We start from the raw sequence: 21310 nt of genomic DNA, 5'->3' as shown, positions 1-21310 counted from the left end.
CCTGATGATGTCGATGTGCGCGCGTTACCGCAGCCGGCGCCCGCTGTCCGGGTCGAACAGAAACACGTGGCCGGGCGCAGCGCGCAGCCGCGCGAGTGCACCAGGTCGCAGTCCGGACCGCCCGTTGACCGTCACGCAGCACGGCGCGCCGGCGACCGCGCCGAACAGTTCGGTGGCCGCGCCAGTCGGTTCGACGACGTTGACGGTAAACGCGAAGCCGTCGGCGTCGCTCAACTCGAGATGCTCGGGCCGCATGCCGATCGTGACCGACTGGCCGTCGGCGGCATGCACGCGCGGTGCGGGCAACATGACGTCGCCGATGCGTACGCGCGCGCCGTCGGCGGTACTCGCGTAGTGACCGGTGAACAGATTCATCGCCGGCGAGCCGATGAAGCTCGCGACGAACAGATTGTCGGGATCGTCGTACAGGTCGAGCGGCGCACCGACCTGCTCGATCGTGCCGCCGTTCAGCACGACGATGCGATCGGCCATCGTCATCGCTTCGATCTGGTCGTGCGTCACGTAGACCGTGGTCGCCTTCAGCCGCTGATGCAACGCGCGGATTTCTGCACGCATCTGCACGCGCAGCTTCGCATCGAGATTCGATAACGGCTCGTCGAACAGAAACACCTTCGGGTCGCGCACGATCGCGCGGCCCATCGCCACACGCTGCCGCTGGCCACCGGACAGATGTCGCGGGTAACGGTCGAGCAAGTTCTCCAGCCCGAGGATCGAGGCCGCCTCGCGTGCCCGCGAGTCGATCTCGGCGGGCTTCAGCTCGCGCAGCTTCAGGGCGAACGTCAGGTTCTCCAGCACGCTCATGTGCGGATACAACGCGTAGTTCTGGAACACCATCGCGATGTCGCGATCTTTCGGCGGCAGATTGTTCACCACCCGACCGTCGATCAGGATGCGTCCACGCGTCACCCCTTCGAGTCCGGCAAGCGCGCGCAGCAGCGTCGACTTGCCGCAACCGCTTGGGCCCACCAGCACGAGGAACTCTCCGTCGCGCACGGTCAGATCGATCTGCTTGAGCACCTGGACGGCACCGAAAGACTTCTGCACCTGCTCGAATGCAACCTCGGCCATCCGGCGTCTCCTCCTTCTGCGTTCGTGTCGTTGCCCAGTTCGTCGACTGGCCGGAGCCGGTTTTTCCCACGCCGGATCATGCTCATCGAGTCATGCCTGATATTTTATTCGTAAAATTTGATTTTATATTTGAAATTATTCTTAGTGTTTTCCCCAGCGTGCCGGCGCCGGTAGCCGGCATGAAACGCGCTCTACAATCACGTCATCGCTGCCGCCGTCGCCGCAGCCGTGCCATTGAAGGGAGTCACGTTGGACACCACGCGTTATTCGGCCCCTGCGCTCGAAAAGGGCCTCGACATCATCGAGCTGCTTGCCGGTCATCCGGAGGGGCTGTCGCTCGTCGAACTGGGGCGCGCGCTCGGCCGCACGACCGCGGAAATTTTCCGCATGGTCGTCACGCTGCAAACGCGCGGCTATCTGGTGGCGATCGGCGAGCGCTATGCGCTGTCGCTGCTGCTGTTCCAGCTTGCGCACCGGCATCAACCGGTGCGCTCGCTCGTGTCGACCGCGTTGCCGCTGATGACCCAGCTGGCCGACGAGGTCAAGCAGTCGTTCCATCTATGCGTCTATCAGGCGGGGCGTGTGCTGATCGTCGCGGGTGTCGAGAGTCCGGAGCGCTGGGGGTTTTCGCTAAAGGTCGGCACGCTGATCGGCATGACCGATACCGCGTCGGGCCAGGTGCTGATGGCATTTCAGGAAGAAGTGGAGCGCCAGCAGATGTTGAGGCTGCACGTGCCTGTGGATGGCGAGCAGACCGTCGATGAAAAGACACTCGCGCACGATCTTGCGCAGATCAGGCAACGCGGTTTTGCCCGCATGCAGAGTCGTCAGGTTAAAGGCGTGCGCAATCTTGCGTACCCGGTGTTCGGTCGCCACGGCCATGCGATCGCGACGCTGACTACGCCGTATATCGAACGCATCGACAATGCACCCGTGCCATCGATGGCGGAAGTCGGCACGCGGATGAAAGAGGCCGCGCAAACGCTGACGTCATTGATGGGGCTCAATGTGTATTGGGAGAGCGGGCAGACCGAAGCGGAGGGATAACGGCAGTTTGGCTGACGTGTCCCACTGTCGTGATAAGGCGTTGACGTCAACCACGCACTGCGAGTGGTTGCGTATTTGTCTCGGTGCGTGGCCGCCGACTCGTGCAGTCAGGTCCGCCAGCGTATGAATGCCCATGGAATTCAAGGTATCCACATACTCTTAATCGCTCCACTCGATCTACACGAGTGCAGTCGACCTGCGCTACCGAAGCGAATTGCATCAAATCCAGAGGGACCTCCCCCCTGTTGCAATGCTCCATCAATTTGCGCCCCACAAGCCCAGGTTGCCCAGACTCGCCGCAAGCCTGAGTCGTGCGGTATGCCATTTAGATACGGCTAGCACACGCTGTTTCTGTGCATCAGCGAGCGCCGTCTGCGCGTTCAGCAGCTCGGTGAATGTGCCGACGCCCGCCTTGTAGCGACCGCGGGATATCTCGAGCGAACGCTGTGCATCGGCGAGCAGATCCTTCGAGTTATCCAGATTCATCGTGTCGGTCTGCAGGCTCTGGTAGCTCTTCCACACGTCGAGCGATACCTGGAGTTCGGTATTCTGTAGATCGGCTTCCTGCGCATCGACCTGTGCCTGTGCCTGCGCGACACGATAGCCTGACGCGAATCCTTCGAACAGCGGGACCGTAACTTGAATACCGATCGCACTGCCACGGCTGGCGGTGACCGGAATCGACTGTGGCTGTTGCTGATACGAAGGGTTGTTCTGGGTCAGGCTGCTCCTGAGTGAGATCGTCGGACGTCCTTGGGCTCGTGCCGCATCAACATTGGCCCGCGCCGCATCGAGTCTTGCACGGGCGGCCACCAGTTTCGGCTGTCGCGTTTTCGCCTCATCGATCAGTTGATCCACGCCTTGCCCAAACTCACCGTGGTCCATGACCGGCTCAGACGCAGCGATCTGAACAGGCGTATTCGCGTCCAGCCCCATGACGACCGCCAGCGTACCGGCTGCCGCGCGCGCGTCGCCCTCAGCACTTACGCGGTCGAGCACCGCGCGCCGATACGATGTCTGTGCCTGCAACTTGTCGCTCAATGTGCCGGCGCCTGCATCGTGTTTCGCCGTGGATTCCTTGAGGCTCTCCTTTGTGATTGCTTCGGTCTTCCGTGCGGCGTCGACCGATGCCTGCGAATCGCGGACAGCATACCAGGCCCGGGCTGCATCGAAGAACACGTTTTGCAATGCGTCGTCCTGCGACGCATTGGCTGCGGCAAGGAGCAGACGAGCCTGCCGTAGCGCGGCACCGCGCTTGCCAAAATCGAACAGTACCCAGCTCAGGTTCAGCATCCCGTACCGGTTGGACGAATTCTGCGAGTTCCGCTGCGAACCGATGCCGAAAGCGCTGTAGTCATAGGTTGTCGACAGTGTGTTGCGCTCATAGCCGCCGGTCGCACTCAGTGTGGGCAGGTAAGCCGCTTCGCTCACGCCCACAGCGGCTGCCTGTGCGCGGGCATTCGCCCACGCCTGTCTCGCCTGCGGGTTCGCACATACCGCCCGAAGAATCGCGACCTCCAGTTCAAGCGGGTAATCGGAGGCATCGGCCATGCACGACGCTTTTTTCAGCAACGGCGCGGCCGGGGTGCTGGACACAAGCGTGCGCGTTCCGTAAACGTCAGGCCATTGCGCATTGGCAGATTGCGGGGCGAGCAACGCGGAAAAACACCAGACGATCAGAACAATCCGGGACATTGCACTACCGCCCCGCAGCAGGTCGCGCTTCGACGAATGAAGGCGAAGCAACTGGCGCAACGAGCGAAGAAGCGGGCTGGTCGAATACCACCTTGCCACCGTCCAGCATGATGACGCGCGACGCGGACGCAATGGTCTCCGGGCGATGCGCGATGATAATGCGGGTCATCCGCAACGCACTGATCGCAACATTCACCTGTTGCTCGCGCTGCAGGTCCAGGTGGCTTGTGGCTTCGTCAAGCAGGAGAATCCTCGGCCGCTTGTAGAGTGCCCGGGCGAGCAACACACGCTGCTTCTGCCCGCCGGAAAGCACCGTTCCCATATCCCCAACGAGCGTGTTGTAGCCCATCGGCATCGCGACGACGTCGGTGTGAATCGCGGCGAGCTGCGCACATTCAGCTACCTGCTGAAGATTGGCCTGCCCATCGAAGAAGCTGATGTTGTCCGCAATCGAGCCGGCAAACAGCACATCGTCCTGCAGAACGGTACCGACGAGCGAGCGTATCCGTTCAATGCCGAGCCGGTCCATATCGACACCGCCGATCCGGACCTTGCCGCCTGTCGGCTCGAGAATACCAAGCAGCACATTGGCAAAGGTGGTCTTGCCACATCCGGATGGTCCGACGATCGCCACCGATTCACCCGCTTCGATCCTGATCGACACGTCCTCGAGCACGGTCGGCTCACCGTCGGCGTAACGGAAGCTTAGATTGACTGTTTCGATGCAGGGCTCAAGCGAGTCGACTTCGCCAGGTACGTAACGTGGAGCGACTAGCGGCTCGGACGGTGTGAACACGATGTCGGCGAGCCGCTCGCCCTGTAGCTGCAGCATCCTGACCTCAAAGAACCGGTCGATCAGACTGCCTACACGGCTGCCGAACTGATCCTTGTATGCGGTGAATGCCATCAGCACGCCGACGGTAAACTGGCCGTCCATCACGAACCGCGCGCCGAGCCAGATGACCAGAAGGCTCTCGATGCCGAACAGCAGGCCATTCACCTGCTGATACAGTAACTGCAGCTTCTGTGCATGCAGACCGGCATTGATCTGGTCAACGAGCAGCGTGAGCCAGGCGGAGCGGCGTTCGTCCTGGCGGTTGAACAGCTTGATCGTCTTGACGCCGCGGACTGTTTCCAGAAAGTGGCTCTGCTGTTTGGCCGCATGGACGATCTGCTCTTCGGTTGCACGCAGTAGCGGCCGGTACCAGAGCCAGCGAAGCAACCCGTAGAGCAGCATCGCCCCGATCGCAATCAGACCCAGCACGGGGCTGTAGACAAACATCATGCCGAGCGTGGCGATGGTCATCACACCGTCGATCACTGCGCTCAGAAACGATGTGGTCAACGTCTGCTGGATTGTGTCTACCGCTCCAAAGCGGGAAATGACATCGCCAAGATGCCGACGCTCGAAATACTGCACGGGCAAGCTGAGCAGGTGCGTGAACACGTTTGCCCGCCATTGCAGGTTCAGTGTTGTGCTGAAATACATCAGCACCCAGGCACGGATCGCACTGGTGGCCTGCTGCATCAGAAGCAGAAGACCGAACCCGAGTGCAAGGACGGTCAACAAGTCCCGGTCCGCGCTCACGATCACCAGGTCGATCACCCATTGCAGGAAGAATGGCGATACCAGCGTGAACACTTCGAGCACCAGTGCGAGAAGCAGTATCTGGCCCAGCGAGTGCTTCAGGCCCGAGATGGGGCCAAACAGCGTCCGGAGTTTGATAGGGGGCTTTGCTTCGCGCGGCCTGAACCCGCCCGACGGCCAGAGTTCGAGTGCCACCCCGGTGAACGAACGAGATACTTCGTCAAGTGAGAGCCTGCGAACACCATGGGCTGGATCGTGAACGGTGACACTCCTGCCACTGACTTCCTGCAACACGACGAAGTGATTGAAGTTCCAGTGCAGGATGCACGGAAGACGCAACTGTCCCAGATGATCGAGATCGAGCTTGAGTGCACGACTGCCGAGTTCAAGTCGCTGTGCAATCTCGATCACACGACCAAGCCCCACACCCTTGAGTGAGACAGAGAACTGACTGCGCATCGTTGCAAGATCGACGTGATGGCCGTAATAGCCTGCCACCATCGCAAGACAGGCGAGGCCACATTCCGCCGCCTGGGTCTGCAGGATCACCGGAAGCCGGTTGCCGATGCCGAATGAAAGACGATCCAGTAAAGACATATCCAGGTACTGATCAGAGTTTGCCGGTCAGGCTGTAAAGCGGTTCGAGCACCCATTCGTACAGGCGACGCTGCTCCTGCAGCACGTCGGCTTGAAGCGTCATGCCAGCCCGCAAGAACTGCGGCTTGCCGTAGGCGGTTACGGTCTGTGACTTGAGGCCGGCTGTAATGCGATAGAACGTGCTGTTTCCGGTGGTCGAGCCGGTCGCGGGTCCGCCGCTAGCGGCAAGCTCGGCCGCCGAAAGCGCCGAGCTGGTAATCGACTGAACGGTCGCCTGGTACTGGCCGAACTTCTGGTACGGGTACGCCTGATAGCGGATCAGCACAGGAGCTCCCACGCGAATGAAACCTGCCGCAGCGCTCGGCACGAACAAATGTGCTTGCCATTGCGCGCCGGTGGGCACGATGCTGACGAGCGGACGTGTGCTGTCGACCGTCTGCCCGGGTTCGGCGATCACGGCCGTCGCCATACCAGTCTCTGGAGCAGTGACGACCAGTTCGCGCCTTGCCTCGCTTTCCACCAGGGTCTGGTCGACATCAATGACACTGCGTTCGATCTGTGAGAGCTGGTTCTGCTGTTTGAGTGACAGTCCGGCGAGACTGTTGACGGCTTCTGTTAATGCCTGCGATGTGCTGGAGCGATCACGCTGCAGGCCGTTCAGCTTTGACTGCTGGTCGAGCAGATCGGACTGCCGCTGCTGGGCCTGGTCCTTCGAAATGTAGTCCTTCGCGAGAAGGTCTTCGTAGCGGGTTGCCGCATCCGCTGCGATCGATGCGCGGGTGCGCTGGTCGGTAAGCTGGTCATCAATTCGCCCAAGCTCCGCGCGCAGGTTCGCGATCCGGGCCTGTAGTGTCTCGCGCTCGTCCTGTTGCAGCAGGCGTGTCTTCGCTATTTCATCCTGCAGGGACGCCTTGCGTTGGCGCGCCTGCGCTATAACGATGGCCTGCGTCTGGCCTTCTGCCGCGCTCTGCAGATCTGTGGAGATCGCATAGAGCACCTGTCCGCGTGTGACATATCGTCCTTCGGTCACAGCCTTCTTCATCACCACGCCGGACTCTCGTGCGTAGACCTTGACAAGTCCGGTGTCGGGTACCAGAACGCCCTCGACCGTCGCGCGGCGCGTATAGCTGCCGAATGCGAAGAACAGCCCGACGGCGAACGCCATGCAGACTGCTGACGCGGTCAGGAACGCGAACGATACCGGACGGATCAGAATGATTTCGCTGTACGCACCTACACACTGCGATTGCAGTGCTTCGCTTCGAAATATGGAGTGCCGAAAAGACATTCTTGTAATGAGCGGCCAAAGACAAAATACACGCGTCAAGTGGGCGATCTGGAAGCGACCTGCTGATCATCTTGCCGGAGGGCTTCCCTCCGGCAAGATCAAGCGACAACGAAACCGCCACAACCGCGATTACGAAAATTCCAGCCTTCAAATTACGGCTGCCGATCTGATGGCTGTGGCAACTCAGGCATCCTGCGGTCGTGGCTGTAGCCCCAAGATCCAATTCCGGTTGGCCCACCAGCTGGATATGCGGGAGGAGGTGTCACCGGTAATACCTTAGATGCTGCGATTCCAGCCCCCGCTGCTGAGCCAACAACTGTTCCCCACGGGCCTAAAAATCGGCCCAAAGCCGCTCCGGTTGCCGCGCCTTTACCGATGGCCAAGGCTGCATCAGCATACGAAGGAGCCCCCGCGCCAGAAATAATTTCAATTTCGCTTTTTTCCAAAATCCTCATTTTTCACCCCGTTGATGTCGATCACATTGTGAAATTTCAAACTCATCCCATGTCGGTAGTTTTTTTGCCCTCCTGTCTCTGTTAATTATCAACGCCATAACGGCACCAAAAATAACGCTTCCAATAAAACATCTGGGAATTGTTGCCTTCCAAAAATCATTCCTCAAAAGTGATTCTTCAAAGATAAAATAAAATGCTATTGTGACGAACAAGAAAAAGTACGAAAATCCGATTAAAAATACTTTAACTGGTGCCAGGAAAACAAGCGGTGGAATATCTATGCCAATCTTCCACAGGGGGAGCAATATAGGATAATCCCATTTCTTTCCGCCTCGACTTTCAAATAAAGAATATGCCTTTGATATTTTTTCGTTCATTTTTATATGATTCCCAGATGATGCGATCCGGTGTGAGAGAGATTCATTGCCACCGATAGCAGTCCGATTTCCCACGGGAGTGCTTCAAATAAACGCTTTTGAAACCAGATCTGATCGAAAGTACTTAACACGCTCTATCCTAAATTCACAAGCAGCAAAGAACGACTTCAAGGTCTTCAATCAACCCTGTGAAGCAAGCATAGCGGTCGAAAATAAGCACGTCAATGAATGCGACTCATTCTCATTTGTGAGATAAAGTCGCTTGCCGGACCGACCACGGCGCATCCCTTGCGCAGATAATTTCGGCAGCGACGAGGCTCCCGTGCGATTCGTTGCAACTGAGGGACAAGAAGCCACTGGATATGCTCGCGTTCTTGCGCAGAACCGGGCTGCCCTTCTGGTCGAGCGTGACGTGCTCGCGTTTGCCTGGAAATCCGTCGTCGAGTTTGTTCGCTGCATCGGTGAACCGCTGACGCAGGTGAGTAACGAAGTCGGCACGCAGATGAAAGAGGCCGCGCAAACGCTGACATCGTTGATGGGGCTCAACGTGTATTGGGAGAGCGGGCAGACTGAAGCGGAGGGATAGCGAGGGTTAAGCGTTGGTCAGCACGAGCTTGCCCTGCACGGTACCGGTTGCCAGCAACTCGATCGCCCGCCTTGCTTCGAACAGCGCAAACGTTGCGCTGACCAGCGGATCGATCCGCCGCGTGGCGACTAACTCGAAGATCTTCGGCAGATCTTCATGAAACGGCTTGCGGTTCTTGCGATACAACGCAGTGATGCCGTAGAACGTGCCACGCCGCCCGCGCAGACGCGCCCCGACAAAGAGATTAGCGAACATGCGCGCGGTCGCGAGCTTGCCGCTGACGGCCATGAATCCGAAGCCGACGACGTTTCCGCCGCGACGCGCAGCGCCGATGCACGGGCCGATGCTGGCCCCACCCACCGCGTCGAACACATGGTCGACGCCGGCTGGCTCGAGCGCACGGACGAGGCGATCGAGCGGCCCTGCGCGGTAATCGAGCGGAATCGCGCCAAGCGCGCTCACCGTGCCGTGCTTGCCCGCCGATGCAGCGCCATAGGCCTTGACTCCGGCCAATCGCAGCAACTGCAACAACGCGCTGCCGACACCGCCTGCCGCTCCGGTCACCAGCGCGGTCTGACCCGCGCTCACTCGCGCCACGCGATGGATCATTTGCCAGGCCGTCACGTAGTTGAGTATCACCGCGGCCGCGTCGACATCGGAGACCCCGTCGGGAATGGGTACAAAATCGGCGGCGGCGCGCACCAGCACTTCGCCGAAGCCACCGTGCACGGTCAGCGCCGCGACCCTCTGACCGATTTCGAAACCGCTCACACCGTCGCCGATCGCATCGACGACGCCTGCAATCTCATAGCCCGGCACGAAGGGAAACGGTGGCGCATAGAGATACTGGCCGGCCAGCATGATCAGATCGGTTGAACCGACTCCGGCGGCACGAATGCGCACGCGCAACTGTCCCTGGGCGGGTGCCTCGACCGGCAGCTCCACCGCCTGCAGAGACTCGGGGCCGCCGGCTTTTGTCAGCATGATCGCGCGATACGTGGCTGCCATTGGTGTCCTCATCGTGGAGCGATGGTCGTCGGCACAGCATGCCGACACGCTCAATCGGAATTATTGGTCTGCGCCATCAGCGCCGGAATCCATGCCATGTCACTACCCGCCAACGCATCCTGTCCGTACAACGCGACCGACTGACCGAGCATCTTGATGTCGATAGCGTCGCCGCGATCGGCACGCGCGGTCTTGAAGTCCGGGTGATGCTGCGTCGCCGACCAGACAATGTAGCGTCCCAACGGCGTGACACGTCCCGGCAACGCAACGACAAGCATGGCCAGGAAAGACCACCCGATAAACTCCTGCAACAGATCCTGCGCGTCCGCGGCCGTTGCGAGGCCGGCGACACCTCCGGTCTCCGTCGTCATCGACCGCCCAAGGTATGCAACACCACAGGCTTCTGCGGCCAGCAACAACGCGAACGGCAGCATGTTTGCCAGGTAGTGCATCCACCACGTTCGCGACCAAAACGCTCGCATGTAGCCGACCGCGATCAGCTCGCCGCGCATCTGCGCAATTACCTTTTTTTGTTTGAGCAGCGACTCGAGTCGTATCAGCAGTTCTTTGAGCATGGACGGCGTTTTCGCGGCGTCCACGACGTGACGTTCGACCTCGTCGAGTTCATCGTCGGATGTGCGGTTCGCGGTGAGGACGCCGGCGACACCCGGCACCAGAATCTTGCGCCCGATCAGCCGCACCACGCCCGTCAGCGCAACCCGCGACCCGCCGCCGCTGATCAACGCCATCTTGTAGGCCGAGATCCTCTCGATTTTCATCGTCGAGCCGACGCGCCAAACCCTCCGCTCATGCACCGCGCGCCATACCAGCGTCATAAAGAGCACCAACGCAAACGCGGAGCCGTACGTTAGCCACACCGCTGTCGAGTCGAGCATAGATGTCCGTAAGAATAAGGTGCCCTTCTTCCGCTGCAATACGGCCGCCTCGAATCAGCGGGCGGCATTCGCTATTGTGCCCAATGAAGTGTTTCGATTCGATATCGGGCACGGCGAGAAGGCCCGATCGACATCAGGGCGTCGCCCGAATGAATCCATCTATCAGTTCACTCACTTCACCTGGGCTCTCAAAGCCCGCAAGATGCGCAACGCCTTTCAACACAACAAACGACGCACCAGGAATCGCGTTCGCCGCCATACGCGTTTCATCGATGGGAAAGGTCGCGTCTTCCTCGCCCGCCACGACCAGCACCGGTGCCCGCACGGCCTTATACAACGTGCGTTGGTCGGGCCGGCGAGGCACGACACTTTCCACAGCCCACCGTACCGAATGGAAATCGACCCGCGCCAACGTCTCGCGCAGCGCGCTCACCACCGCCGGACGACTCGCCCGGGTCGTCGGTCCAAGAAACGCTTTCTCTGCACTTCCACGCAGCGGGCCGCGGATACCGCGCAATAGCAGACCCATGCGAATCAGCAGGCCGTATTCGATGCGCTGCCAGGTACCGCACGGCGAAGCGGTGCCGTTCATCAGCACGAGCCTGCCCACGCGATCCGGATAAAGCGCCGCGAACGTCCCACCGATCATCGCCCCCCACGAATTGCCGACGTAATGCACGCGGTCCAGTCGTAGCGCATCGACGATTTCTCGCAGGCAGATCGCACACGACGCAAAATCGAAACCGCTCGTGAGAGGTGAACTCCCACCGTGCCCTGGCGGATCGACGAGCACGACCTTGTAATGTGGTTGCAAGCGCCGCGCAATGTCGAGCCACATGCCGCCATCCATGAGCAGGCTCGGCCAGAAAAGAATGACCGGGCCGTCACCGCCCACCCGCAGACGGATGCGTCCAAGTACGGTCTCCACATAGACATCTTCAAGCAGGCTCTCGCTCATGCGACATCTCCTGACGCCTCTGCGGCGTATGTCGTGTTCTTATCGCAGTCGCAATATCGACTACCGTATGATGTGCAAAATCCGGCTAACGCCCCAAGCCTTTTACTCTTGCACCGCATGCCGTCAGAAACACGCACGATCGCAATCATAGGGGCTGGGTTCAGCGGCACACTGACCGCGGTCAACGTTCTTCGCTCCAGTCAATCGCACGATCTGCGCGTCGTGCTCATCGAGCAGGCTCCGATCCATGCACGTGGTCTCGCCTATCGTTCCCGCGACGACAACCACCTGCTGAACGTGCCCGCCGGCAATATGAGCGCACTCGTCGACGAACCCGATCACTTCGTCGCCTGGTGCCAGCATATCGATCCCGCGCTGAATGCCGGATCGTTTATTTCCCGCAGATTGTATGGCGAGTATCTGCAGAGCACGATGGAAAGCGCCGAAACGCATCACCCGGGCGTTCTCGAGAAAATCACGGACGAGGCAATCGCAGTCTCTCCCGATGCTTCCGGCAACGCGTTCCGCATTGAACTGGCAAGCGGTGCGTCTTTACACGCGACGCAAGTCGTCCTGGCGTTAGGACACTTTCCGCCGCGACCGCCAGCGGCCGTACCGGAAGCACTCTATCGACACGTCGTCGACCCATGGGATTTCGCTACGCTCGACAGCCTCGATCCCGCCAAGCCGGTGGTGATACTGGGCACCGGGCACACGGCCATCGACGCGCTATTCAGGCTAACCAGCTGCAACACGACCCGCAAGGTCATCCTGCTATCGCGACGTGGCCTGTTGCCGCACGGTCATCGTTTCCATCCCTCGCCGCCCTGCACCTCGGACTACCCGACCTATCTCGCCGGGCTGCCGCCCACGATCCGCGCTTACACGCGTGCGTTGCGTCAGGAGGCCAGGCGAAGAGAGGCCGATGGAGGCAACTGGCGCGATGTGATCAATGAGCTTCGGCCACATGCCGCACGTCTGTGGCAAGGGCTGCCGGAATCCGAACAGCGCCGCTCATTACGCGGCGTCGCAGCCTACTGGGATATTCATCGGCATCGTCTCGCGCCTGTGGCAACGCGGCGCCTCGAGAGGTTGCTCGAATCGGGGCAAGTGGAGCGCATCGCGGGGCAAGTCGCCGGGCTCGCTCTGCATGAAGCGAATCTGCGTGTCCAGATCAAGGAGCGGCATCACGCAGACGCGATGAGTCTCGACATCGGCGCAATCGTCAACTGCACCGGCCCGAACTACGATCTATCCGCCCTTTCCTTACCGCTCGTCACCCAGCTCAGAGAAACGGGCCTGATACAGCAGGACCGGTTAAAACTCGGCTTGCTCGTCGACGATGACTATCGGGTAATCGGTACACACGACGAAGCCATTCCGGGCCTCTTCTACGTCGGTCCGATGCTCAAGGCCCGGTATTGGGAAGCGATCGCCGTTCCCGAACTGAGACTGCACGCGTACCAGCTTGCAAGAAACCTGACGCGGCCTCGTTTACACGAGGAAAGGTAGCGCGCCTCGTCGTGCCGCCTGCGAATCGGGCGACCACCTTCATCGCGCATAAGATCGCATCGATTAGCAGGCACCCTCGGTTGCAGCGACACTTTTTCGCCACGCGATTGTCGTAACGTTCGTCGATTGCGAAGAAACAATGACGACAGGGTGCGGGTTGGCCCTCTGCCCGACCGATTCCCCAAGGAGACGCTGATGCCGGCAAAGCCCGAATCGAAACCGCGAAACCCGAAGGTCAAGCCGAAAGAAAGCAGCAAGAAAGTAGACCGTAAAAAAACAGCGCCCAGCACCAAGGTCGCAGCGCGCAAACCGGCACCGTCGTTCGTACGCCCCGCCGATCACGCCGCCACTGCCACCCCCACCGCACGCGTACTCGACCAGCCGGTATTCGCTCAACCGCAGCCGACCGCCGACCCCACCGTGTTCCGCGTCGTCCATCCCTCCGACGATGCCGCGTACAAGGAAATCGACAAGCTCAACGCCGAGCACAAGCTGTTTCCGCTGCCGTTCCCCGCACCGCGCGGCGGCGTCGAGCCGCAGTTGTCGCTCACGAGCGTGCTCGGCGACAACACGGCTGCGATCGACAGGATCACGGCGGCCGGGCAGCTCGTGTTTCATGCGCTCGGCGATTGCGGCAATACCACGGGCCCGGCAACCCAGAACGAAGTCGCCGACAAGCTGACCGCCGACTTCAACGAGTCCAATCCCGCCGAAGTCCCGCAGTTCGCGTTGATGCTTGGCGATGTCGTGTATAGCTTCGGCGAAGGCAAGTACTACTACGACCAGTTCTACGAACCGTATCGCGACTATCCGGCGCCAATTCTCGCCTGCGCGGGCAACCACGATGGCATGGTGTCGCCCGAAGCACACGCCACCAGTCTCGCGGCATACCTGCGCAACTTCTGCGCGCAGACTTTCACCGTGACGCCTGAAGCCGGCGGACTGTCGCGCACCGCGCAGATCCAGCCCGGCGTGTTCTTCACGTTCGAAGCGCCGTTCGTGCGCGTGCTGGTGATCTATAGCAATACGCTCGAAGACCCCGGCGTGATTTCGGACCCGCACATCGGGGATAGCCAGCTCGCGTTTCTCGACGCGGCGTTAAAGCGCGTGAAGGCCGAGAAATTTACCGGCGCATTGCTGATCGCCGATCATCACCCGCCGTATTGCGCAGGCGGTCATGGTTCGAGTTCCGCGATGCTCGCGCAGATCGACCAGGTGTGCAGCGCCAACGGCGTATGGCCCCATGCGTTCCTGTCGGGCCACGCACACAACTATCAACGCTTCACGCGCACGCGTAACGCCGACGGTACGCAGATTCCGTACATCATCTGCGGCAACGGCGGACATGGTCTGATCAAGCTCGCCGCGCGCGGTGCGGCTGCGATCCGCGCGCCGCAGGTGTTGCAGGCGAAATCCGCGACGACCGATCTGGTGGTGCTCGAGAACTACGACGACACCAACTACGGCTATCTACGGCTCGTCGTCACCGCGACGCAACTTCGCATCGAATATCACTCGGCATCCGACGGCCCCACCAGCAAGGCACCCAACGACTACGTCACGGTGGGCCTCGCCGATCGCCAGATCGCGCATTTCGTCGCCGCCGACATGGGCCGACCGCAGGCAGCCGTCGCGGCGCGCGCGTTAATGCGCCGACAGCAAAGCTAAATGCAGGCATCCCATACCGACCATCGGAACCCTCGTCTTGGCTAAACCTCTCGCACTCAGCTTGGCGATCCTGCTGTCGATTCTCGGTATCGGTCTGGCGATCGGTGCGCCGTTCGTGGTGAGTTTTCACTCGGCATTGGCGGGGCTGCGCACCGTCTCCTGGCAACTGATCGCGGCGCTTGCCGCGAGCGCCGCCGCAAGCGCCGTGGCCAAAGCGGGCAAGCTGCATCTGATGCAGACCGCGCTAGGCGTGCGCATGCGCTTCAGACGCACGCTCGCAATCACGCTCGCCACCGACTCCGCCTTTCTCGTCTCGCCTTTCGGTGCGGCAGGCTACGGCGTCAATATCGGGCTGTTGCAACGTGCGGGCGCATCGTGGGCGCAGGCGACCACGATCGTCGGTTCCGATCAGGCGCTCGACATGACGTTTTTTGCCGTGGCCTTGCCGATCGCCCTGCTTTCGGGTCTCGGCCCGCTCGCCCAACTGGTGCCCGCCGTCAGCCTGCCTGTGCTCGCCGCGGTACTGCTTGGCGTGGCGCTCATCGTATGCGTGGTGTGGAGTAGCCGGCGCCGCATCGCCGCCGCCTTCGAAGTCGCGGCACACCGTTTTCGTGGTCGCAGCGAGAGGCGGGCGCGTCTTAGCGGATTCTTCGGCAACGTCCGCAGACAATGGCTGCAACTGATGACCGGCCCGCGCTGGCAGGTCGCCGCGCTCCTGCTGCTCACTACCACGCAGTGGCTGTTGCGTTACGGCGCGCTGTGGTTCATCTTGCGCGAGTTGGGCTACAGGTTGCCCGCCGGGTTCGTGGTGGCCGTACAGGTGCTGGTGCTGCATGCCGCGCTGTGGACGGGCATTCCCGCGGGCGGCGGTGGCGGCGACCTTGGGCTCGCCGCGGCGTTCGGCGAGTGGGTACCGCGCGCGGCGATCGCCACCGCGTTGATCCTGTGGCGCTTCGCTACGCTGCTTTGCCCGCTTGCGCTGGGAGCGGCCAGCTTTGTCGCGCTCGCTTCGCGGCGTCTGTGTGTGCGGATGACGGCGCAGTAGACGCCCCACGCATTAACGCAGGTTGTTGCGCGCCCTTCTCATCCACAGCGCGAACGATGCCCGTGCGTGACCGACGCGCAGCAGCGACATCTGCAGCGTCTGCGTGACGAGTGCGAGCGGATAGACGACTTTCAGCAGATCGGCAATCATCCGCCACTCGGCGCGCATGCCCCGCCAGTAGCCGAGTTTTTCGGTCTTGCGCGCCTGCGTCACGTGGGGCCAGCGCGTCACCGCCAGCGGCAGGCGCCGCTCGATGATCCGGCGATTCATGAACACCTCGATCCCGAAGCGCGGCAAACCGTGGATTTCCTTGAGCACCTCGTCGAGCAGCGCCTTTCTGACCACGCGTTCGCCCGACACGAAATCGAGGCCGATCAGGCGGAAGATCGGCAGACTGTTCTGCCGCAAGCTCAGACTGACCTGCGCGCTGCCCCGTAGCACGGGTGCGGCGAGCTTGGTGATGTTCTCGGCGGCGAGGCCCTTCAGGTCGGCGTCGAGCAGCATCAGCAGGTCGCCCTGCGCGGCCGCGATGCCGGTCGCCACCGCGGCGCTCTTGCCGCCGTTGGCTTCGCGGACGATCAGACGGACGGAGGGAAATTGCCTGACGACGTCGGCTGTACCGTCGGTGGAACCGTCGTCGACGACGATGACTTCACCCAGCAACGGATGGCAGGACGCTACAGCCAGTACCGCGCCGATGCGCGGCGCTTCGTTATATGCACAGATGATGCAGGAAATGGAGGTGGGGTTGTCGCGTGCGGAATCAGCGGTCATGTGGTGTCCATGAGAACAGCTTGGTCAGGGCACAACGGCAACGCCGCAGGCGACACGGCGCCGGTCAATGGTAGCCGGTATCGTGCCTGACCTTGCCGCGAAAGACCCAGTAAGACCAGAACACGTACATCAACAGCACAGGCAGGATAAAGGCCGTCCCGATCATGAGAAATTCATGTGACAGTGGTGAGGCAGCGGCCGCACGCAATGTAAGGGTGGGCGGTGCGACATAAGGCCAGAGGCTGATGATCAACCCACTGAACGCCAGCAGAAACAGGCCAATCGAGCACAAAAACGGCACGACTTCATGGTCGCGCTGCAGGCTGCGCAGTAGTTGCCACGCCAGCAACGCGGTCAGGATCGGCACCGGCGAGAAGAAAATCAGGTTGGGCAGGCTGAACCAGCGGGCCGCGATGCGCGGATCGACCAGCGGCGTCCAGATGCTGACGGCCACGATAAACAGCACGACGCCCGCCAGCGTGCGGCGCGCGATCATACGGGCCCAGCGTTGCAGTTCGCCCTCGGTTTTCATGATCAGCCACGTCGAACCCTGCAGCGTGTAGCCGAATACGAGCCCGACACCGGTCATGAGCGGAAACGGTGCAAACCAGTCCCAGCTCGTCCCGACAAACTGCCCATCCTTGACAGGAAAACCGTGGATAAAGCTGCCGAGCACGATGCCCTGCGCAAACGTCGCGAGCAGCGAACCGCCGCAGAATGCCCGGTTCCATAGTTGCTTGCGCGCGCCGACCACTTCGCGAAACTCGAATGCGACACCGCGAAACAGCAGGCCCAGCAGCATCAGCAGGATCGGGAAGTAGACCGCGGGGATGATCACCGCGAAGGCAACCGGAAAGACCCCCATCAGCGCGGTGCCGCCGAATACGAGCCACGTCTCGTTGAAGTCCCACACCGGTGCGACCGAACTGACCATCAGGTCGCGCTCACGGTCGTCGGTGCGCTGCAGAAAGATGATGCCGACGCCAAGATCGAAGCCGTCGAGCAGCACGTACATCAGCACGGCAAGCGCAAGCAGGCCGGCCCAGACAGGGACGAGGTCAAGCGCCATGATTGCCTCCGTTGTCCGGGTTGGTGCTTGTGCTGCTGTGCGTTGAAGTGCGAGCCGAGCCCACCGCGGATAACGGCCGTGCCGCCCGTCCACCGGGTCCGGTGGCGGCAACGGCCTGAACGACCTCCGCCGGCCCGACACGAACCAGTCGGCGCAGCAGCACGAAGCCCGAACCGAAGATCACCACATAGCTCACGACGTACATCGCCAGCGACAGCGCGACGTCGAACGTCGTTAGCGACGGCGTGACGGAATCGGCGGTACGCATCAGACCGTAGACCGTCCACGGCTGCCGCCCAGTTTCCGTGGTGGTCCAGCCGGCCAGCACGGCGATGAAACCGACGGGCATCGCACACAGGCAGACACGCAGCCACGTGCGGCTGTCATAGAGCCTGCGGCCGCGCCACAATACGAGCCCCCAGACGATGATCAACAGCATCAGCAGCGCAACGCCGACCATGATGTGAAAGGCGAAAAACACGAGCGGCACCACGGGCCGGTCGTGCTTCGGCCAGTCCTTGATACCGTGCACGAGACCGTTTGGATCGTGCGTCAGATAGAGACTGCCAAGCACCGGCACCGAGATTTCGAAATGATTGGTTTCGGCCTCGTCGTCGGGGATCGAAAAGAGATTGGCCGGCACCCGCGTGCCGGTTTCCCACAGCCCTTCCATCGCGGCGACCTTGAGCGGCTGGTACTTGAGCGTGTTAAGGCCGTGGGCGTCGCCGATTACCATCTGCACCGGCACCATGATCGTCAGGAAGAACAGTGACATGCGCACCATCACCTGACTTTCTTCGCGGGCTCGCCCGTTGAGCAGATAGTACGCACCGGTACCGAGAATCACGAACGCGGTCGTCACGACGAACGCGGTGACCGTATGCGCGAGCCGGTAAGGAAATGAAGGATTGAAGATGATCGATGACATGCTCGCCGGATAAAAGCGGCCGTCGACGATCGTGTAGCCGACCGGCGTCTGCATCCAGCTATTGACTGCAAGTATCCAGAACGACGACATCAACGTGCCGAGCGCGACGAATACCGCAGACAGCGCATGCGCCCACTGCGGCACCCGCTTGCGCCCGAACAGCAGCACACCGAGAAACGCCGACTCGAGGAAGAAAGCGGTCAGCACCTCGTAAGTCATCAACCCGCCGATCACGTTCGACGTTGCCGAAGCAAAGCGGCTCCAGTTGGTGCCGAACTGGAACGGCATCACGATCCCCGACACGACGCCCATGCCGAAGGACACCGCGAATATCTTGATCCAGAACGTGGAGAGCCTGCCGTAGACGTCCTTCTTCGTAGCCCACCAGAGAATCTCGAGCGTCGCGATGAAGCAGGACAGACCGACCGTGAAAGCCGGCAGGAGAATGTGCAGCGCGATGACCCACGCGAACTGGAACCTCGACAGCAACAGTGCATCGACATGCATTGTCGTCTCCACAGCCACGTGCGCCCGGGATCATGTGTCTCGCGAGCTGGCGGCAGTCAGCGCAACGGGGAGCCCCGCATCCGTTGCCGGTTGAAGCTGGCCGGTGTGCCTGCGGTGTGCGGCATGCGCAGCGGGACAGCGAGGTCTGTGACAGATTTTATTGACGGCCGATATCTATGTCGACGCGGTACGCGCATCGGGGGTCATTATGAACTCGATGCGCACGCGATGGTCGTGAAATCGGCTCGCCGGTCGAACGTTCTAGAAATCGTCGCCTGCGCCTAGTTCCGTTCGATGCTCATCGGTGTAGCGATAGAGCATCGTAGTGAGGTCGTCGGGGTATTGATAGAACGCCTCGTCCAGCGACTCGAATACTTCAGGGCTGATCGCTTCGAGACGTTCGGTGCGTGCGCTCTCGTCGTTCCACGGCATGTCTGCGCCGAGTAATTCGATTGCCTGTTCGACGATGGTCGCGGCCTGCTGCGCGCCGACGGTATGCAGTGCATCTACGGCATACGGCGCCAGTTTTCCCGAGTCGTTGTAAAAATATTGATGGAAGCCGCCGTTGTTGACTTCGGATTCAAGCTCCCAGATACACAGAAAGACCTGCTCCGGCCGCGACAGTGCGGCGTAGTCGACGCCCCAGAGGCGACGTGTCGCAGGGCCGCTTGCGAACTTCACAAGACGCTGATTCATTTCGCGGCGATCCGTGATCATGTTCTCTTCTCCGAACGAAAAACATGTGTCTGCCGGGATGCGTGGCTAGAAGCATTGTCGATGCATTCTAGGACAGATATCGGCTCGTGACGAACCGATCAAGTGGGCAGCCAGGTATGGCCGTACTGACCGGTGCTACTGCGTTGTGTAATCAGTGCTTGTGACGATGATGGATATCCGGGTAATGGGCATGCGCGTGCGTGACTGGCACGTGACGGTGCGCATGTGTGTGCGGTTCTTGCCCGTCGTAAGGAAAGGCGTGCTCATGCTGATGATGTTCATCGTGCCGGTGTGCGTGATTGTGTTCGAGCGCCTCGTGCGTGTGCGGATGCTCGTGACGCTCGCGGACATGAAGCCAGATGCCCAACGCCATCAACGCGGCCGCGATCCAGAACAGCGCCGACGGCATGCCCGGCCAGATTGCGAGCGAAAGCGCCACGCCGAATAATGGCGCCACTGAGAAATAGGCGCCCGTTCGCGCCGTGCCGAGGTTACGCAGAGCGACGACGAACATCACGAGACTGACGCCATAGCCGGCGAAACCGGTTGCCATCGCGGCAAGCGCCTTCACCGCCGACGGCAGGGACGCGCCGAATAGCAGCGCGATCGACAGGTTCACCGAGCCCGCCACCAGACCTTTGATGCAGGCGAGCACCATTGCATCGTTTGCGGATACCTTGCGGGTGAGGTTGTTATCGATGCCCCAGCACAGGCATGCGCCTACGATCAGCAATGCGCCGAGCGGAATGCTTGCGGAGCCTGGTTGCCACGACAGCAGCAGGCCGCCTGCGACGATGACCACCATGCCGAGAAATACCTGAAGGTCGACGTTTTCGCGGAAGGCTACCCATGCGATTACTGCTGTGAATACGCCTTCCAGGTTTAGTAGTAACGAACTCGTCGAAGCTGGGGTTGTTGTCAGTCCCAGCATGAGCAGCGCGGGGCCGGCTATGCCGCCGGCAATGATCGCGCCGAGTAGCCAGGAGATTTCTGCCGGTGCGATGCGGTTGACGTTGTCGCGTTCGTCTGCGGTGCGCCTTGTTCGGCGAATCAGGATGCAGATGGCTAGACCTATGCCGCTGCCGAGGTAGAACAGGCCCGCTACTATGAATGGGGAGACGGAGCCCAGGAGGATTTTGGCTAGCGGGGTTGCGGCGCCGAACAGGGCCGCGGCGGTGAGCGCTGTCAGGGCGGCGCTGAAGCGGGAGGGGTTGAGGGTGTTGGTCATGGGGGCTGGGGTGCACGGGGTGCGGCGGATATGTGCAGTCTAGTGGAATTAGCGAGGCTCACGTCTCGATGAACTTCGAATTCCGTGAAGCGGTTAGTCTCGTTGGCAGATCGCACGATCAAGCTTCGCGCCGTCCCGATGAGCTACTCCCAGCAAGATCCCGGCAGACCTGTCAAACTTTGCGCAGACCCGCGCATGCCTGCCGCACGACATCGAACGGCACGCGATGCCAGTCAGGAATGCACCGGCCCACCCACCGCCCTCCGCAACACGATCGC

18 protein-coding genes are annotated in these 21310 nt (G+C 61.1%); 5 read left to right on the top strand and 13 right to left on the bottom strand.

Annotated elements, in window-relative coordinates:
* Window positions 1–24: 24 nt before the first annotated feature.
* Window positions 25–1089: an ABC transporter ATP-binding protein gene (locus tag FNZ07_RS11075; protein ID WP_091006226.1), complete on the bottom strand. Its 1065-nt coding sequence runs from the start codon at window positions 1087–1089 to the stop codon at window positions 25–27.
* Window positions 1090–1338: 249 nt separating this feature from the next.
* Between FNZ07_RS11075 and FNZ07_RS11070 the strand changes: the two genes are divergently transcribed.
* Window positions 1339–2136 (top strand): IclR family transcriptional regulator, encoded by a 798-nt coding sequence (locus FNZ07_RS11070; RefSeq protein WP_091006223.1) that lies wholly within the window; start codon window positions 1339–1341, stop codon window positions 2134–2136.
* Between the two features lie 258 nt (window positions 2137–2394).
* On the opposite strand, the gene FNZ07_RS11065 is transcribed toward FNZ07_RS11070, so the two are convergent.
* The 4 genes from FNZ07_RS11065 to FNZ07_RS11050 form a co-directional block, all read right to left on the bottom strand.
* A complete protein-coding gene (locus tag FNZ07_RS11065) occupies window positions 2395–3831 on the bottom strand; it encodes a TolC family protein (RefSeq protein ID WP_091006220.1) in 1437 nt (478 codons plus the stop codon).
* Between the two features lie 4 nt (window positions 3832–3835).
* Window positions 3836–6016, bottom strand: a complete 2181-nt coding sequence (locus FNZ07_RS11060) for a peptidase domain-containing ABC transporter (RefSeq protein WP_091006217.1) — start codon at window positions 6014–6016, stop codon at window positions 3836–3838.
* A gap of 13 nt (window positions 6017–6029) precedes the next feature.
* A complete protein-coding gene (locus FNZ07_RS11055; protein WP_091006214.1) occupies window positions 6030–7304 on the bottom strand; it encodes an HlyD family secretion protein in 1275 nt (424 codons plus the stop codon).
* A 451-nt stretch (window positions 7305–7755) separates the two neighbouring features.
* Window positions 7756–8136, bottom strand: a complete 381-nt coding sequence (locus FNZ07_RS11050) for a DUF6404 family protein (RefSeq protein WP_143097989.1) — start codon at window positions 8134–8136, stop codon at window positions 7756–7758.
* 412 nt (window positions 8137–8548) lie between these two features.
* Here FNZ07_RS11050 and FNZ07_RS33590 point away from each other — a divergent pair, with 412 nt between their 5' ends.
* Window positions 8549–8722, top strand: coding sequence for a hypothetical protein (locus FNZ07_RS33590; protein ID WP_170275715.1), 174 nt, complete (start codon window positions 8549–8551; stop codon window positions 8720–8722).
* A gap of 6 nt (window positions 8723–8728) precedes the next feature.
* On the opposite strand, the gene FNZ07_RS11045 is transcribed toward FNZ07_RS33590, so the two are convergent.
* The 3 genes from FNZ07_RS11045 to FNZ07_RS11035 all read right to left on the bottom strand — a co-directional run bounded on the left by FNZ07_RS11045 (window position 8729) and on the right by FNZ07_RS11035 (window position 11584).
* Complete coding sequence (locus FNZ07_RS11045) at window positions 8729–9730, bottom strand: alcohol dehydrogenase catalytic domain-containing protein (protein WP_170275714.1); 1002 nt, start codon at window positions 9728–9730, stop codon at window positions 8729–8731.
* A gap of 50 nt (window positions 9731–9780) precedes the next feature.
* Entirely contained in the window at window positions 9781–10626 is an 846-nt protein-coding gene (locus tag FNZ07_RS11040; protein ID WP_091006207.1) for a TIGR04222 domain-containing membrane protein, read from the bottom strand.
* Window positions 10627–10759: 133 nt separating this feature from the next.
* Complete coding sequence (locus tag FNZ07_RS11035; protein WP_091006205.1) at window positions 10760–11584, bottom strand: alpha/beta fold hydrolase; 825 nt, start codon at window positions 11582–11584, stop codon at window positions 10760–10762.
* Between the two features lie 117 nt (window positions 11585–11701).
* On the opposite strand from FNZ07_RS11035, the gene FNZ07_RS11030 reads away from it, so the two are divergent.
* The 3 genes from FNZ07_RS11030 to FNZ07_RS11020 all read left to right on the top strand — a co-directional run bounded on the left by FNZ07_RS11030 (window position 11702) and on the right by FNZ07_RS11020 (window position 15809).
* Window positions 11702–13096: an FAD/NAD(P)-binding protein gene (locus tag FNZ07_RS11030; RefSeq protein ID WP_091006203.1), complete on the top strand. Its 1395-nt coding sequence runs from the start codon at window positions 11702–11704 to the stop codon at window positions 13094–13096.
* Window positions 13097–13291: 195 nt separating this feature from the next.
* A complete protein-coding gene (locus FNZ07_RS11025) occupies window positions 13292–14764 on the top strand; it encodes a metallophosphoesterase (RefSeq protein WP_091006200.1) in 1473 nt (490 codons plus the stop codon).
* A gap of 37 nt (window positions 14765–14801) precedes the next feature.
* On the top strand, window positions 14802–15809 hold the full coding sequence (locus FNZ07_RS11020) for a lysylphosphatidylglycerol synthase transmembrane domain-containing protein (protein WP_170275713.1): 1008 nt from the start codon (window positions 14802–14804) through the stop codon (window positions 15807–15809).
* 12 nt (window positions 15810–15821) lie between these two features.
* Here the strand turns inward: FNZ07_RS11020 and FNZ07_RS11015 are convergent, their stop codons facing one another.
* The 5 genes from FNZ07_RS11015 to FNZ07_RS10995 form a co-directional block, all read right to left on the bottom strand.
* Window positions 15822–16583, bottom strand: a complete 762-nt coding sequence (locus tag FNZ07_RS11015; RefSeq protein ID WP_091006195.1) for a glycosyltransferase family 2 protein — start codon at window positions 16581–16583, stop codon at window positions 15822–15824.
* A gap of 64 nt (window positions 16584–16647) precedes the next feature.
* Window positions 16648–17652: a cytochrome d ubiquinol oxidase subunit II gene (gene cydB / locus FNZ07_RS11010; protein ID WP_091006192.1), complete on the bottom strand. Its 1005-nt coding sequence runs from the start codon at window positions 17650–17652 to the stop codon at window positions 16648–16650.
* Complete coding sequence (locus FNZ07_RS11005) at window positions 17642–19087, bottom strand: cytochrome ubiquinol oxidase subunit I (RefSeq protein ID WP_091006190.1); 1446 nt, start codon at window positions 19085–19087, stop codon at window positions 17642–17644. Before FNZ07_RS11005 ends, cydB begins: the two co-directional genes overlap by 11 nt.
* Before the next feature lie 261 nt (window positions 19088–19348).
* A complete protein-coding gene (locus tag FNZ07_RS11000; protein WP_170275712.1) occupies window positions 19349–19783 on the bottom strand; it encodes a DMP19 family protein in 435 nt (144 codons plus the stop codon).
* Between the two features lie 172 nt (window positions 19784–19955).
* Window positions 19956–21032: a DMT family transporter gene (locus FNZ07_RS10995; RefSeq protein WP_091006184.1), complete on the bottom strand. Its 1077-nt coding sequence runs from the start codon at window positions 21030–21032 to the stop codon at window positions 19956–19958.
* Window positions 21033–21310 lie beyond the last annotated feature (278 nt).

Origin of the sequence: Paraburkholderia megapolitana (assembly GCF_007556815.1) — a bacterium.
Taxonomy (GTDB): domain Bacteria; phylum Pseudomonadota; class Gammaproteobacteria; order Burkholderiales; family Burkholderiaceae; genus Paraburkholderia; species Paraburkholderia megapolitana.
The sequence above is the reverse complement of the archived record's forward strand: the minus strand, read 5'-3'. Positions and strand labels throughout refer to the sequence as shown.

What these genes read in the sequence shown, in the direction of transcription:
- FNZ07_RS11055 (WP_091006214.1), bottom strand. Translation starts at nt 7,304, where the DNA reads ATGTCTTTTCGGCACTCCATATTTCGAAGCGAAGCACTGCAATCGCAG.
- FNZ07_RS11030 (WP_091006203.1), top strand. Translation starts at nt 11,702, where the DNA reads ATGCCGTCAGAAACACGCACGATCGCAATCATAGGGGCTGGGTTCAGC.
- cydB (WP_091006192.1), bottom strand. Translation starts at nt 17,652, where the DNA reads ATGGCGCTTGACCTCGTCCCTGTCTGGGCCGGCCTGCTTGCGCTTGCC.
- FNZ07_RS11000 (WP_170275712.1), bottom strand. Translation starts at nt 19,783, where the DNA reads ATGAATCAGCGTCTTGTGAAGTTCGCAAGCGGCCCTGCGACACGTCGC.
- FNZ07_RS10995 (WP_091006184.1), bottom strand. Translation starts at nt 21,032, where the DNA reads ATGACCAACACCCTCAACCCCTCCCGCTTCAGCGCCGCCCTGACAGCG.
- FNZ07_RS11045 (WP_170275714.1), bottom strand. Translation starts at nt 9,730, where the DNA reads ATGGCAGCCACGTATCGCGCGATCATGCTGACAAAAGCCGGCGGCCCC.
- FNZ07_RS11025 (WP_091006200.1), top strand. Translation starts at nt 13,292, where the DNA reads ATGCCGGCAAAGCCCGAATCGAAACCGCGAAACCCGAAGGTCAAGCCG.
- FNZ07_RS11015 (WP_091006195.1), bottom strand. Translation starts at nt 16,583, where the DNA reads ATGACCGCTGATTCCGCACGCGACAACCCCACCTCCATTTCCTGCATC.
- FNZ07_RS11065 (WP_091006220.1), bottom strand. Translation starts at nt 3,831, where the DNA reads ATGTCCCGGATTGTTCTGATCGTCTGGTGTTTTTCCGCGTTGCTCGCC.
- FNZ07_RS11040 (WP_091006207.1), bottom strand. Translation starts at nt 10,626, where the DNA reads ATGCTCGACTCGACAGCGGTGTGGCTAACGTACGGCTCCGCGTTTGCG.
- FNZ07_RS11035 (WP_091006205.1), bottom strand. Translation starts at nt 11,584, where the DNA reads ATGAGCGAGAGCCTGCTTGAAGATGTCTATGTGGAGACCGTACTTGGA.
- FNZ07_RS11005 (WP_091006190.1), bottom strand. Translation starts at nt 19,087, where the DNA reads ATGCATGTCGATGCACTGTTGCTGTCGAGGTTCCAGTTCGCGTGGGTC.
- FNZ07_RS11060 (WP_091006217.1), bottom strand. Translation starts at nt 6,016, where the DNA reads ATGTCTTTACTGGATCGTCTTTCATTCGGCATCGGCAACCGGCTTCCG.
- FNZ07_RS11075 (WP_091006226.1), bottom strand. Translation starts at nt 1,089, where the DNA reads ATGGCCGAGGTTGCATTCGAGCAGGTGCAGAAGTCTTTCGGTGCCGTC.
- FNZ07_RS11050 (WP_143097989.1), bottom strand. Translation starts at nt 8,136, where the DNA reads ATGAACGAAAAAATATCAAAGGCATATTCTTTATTTGAAAGTCGAGGC.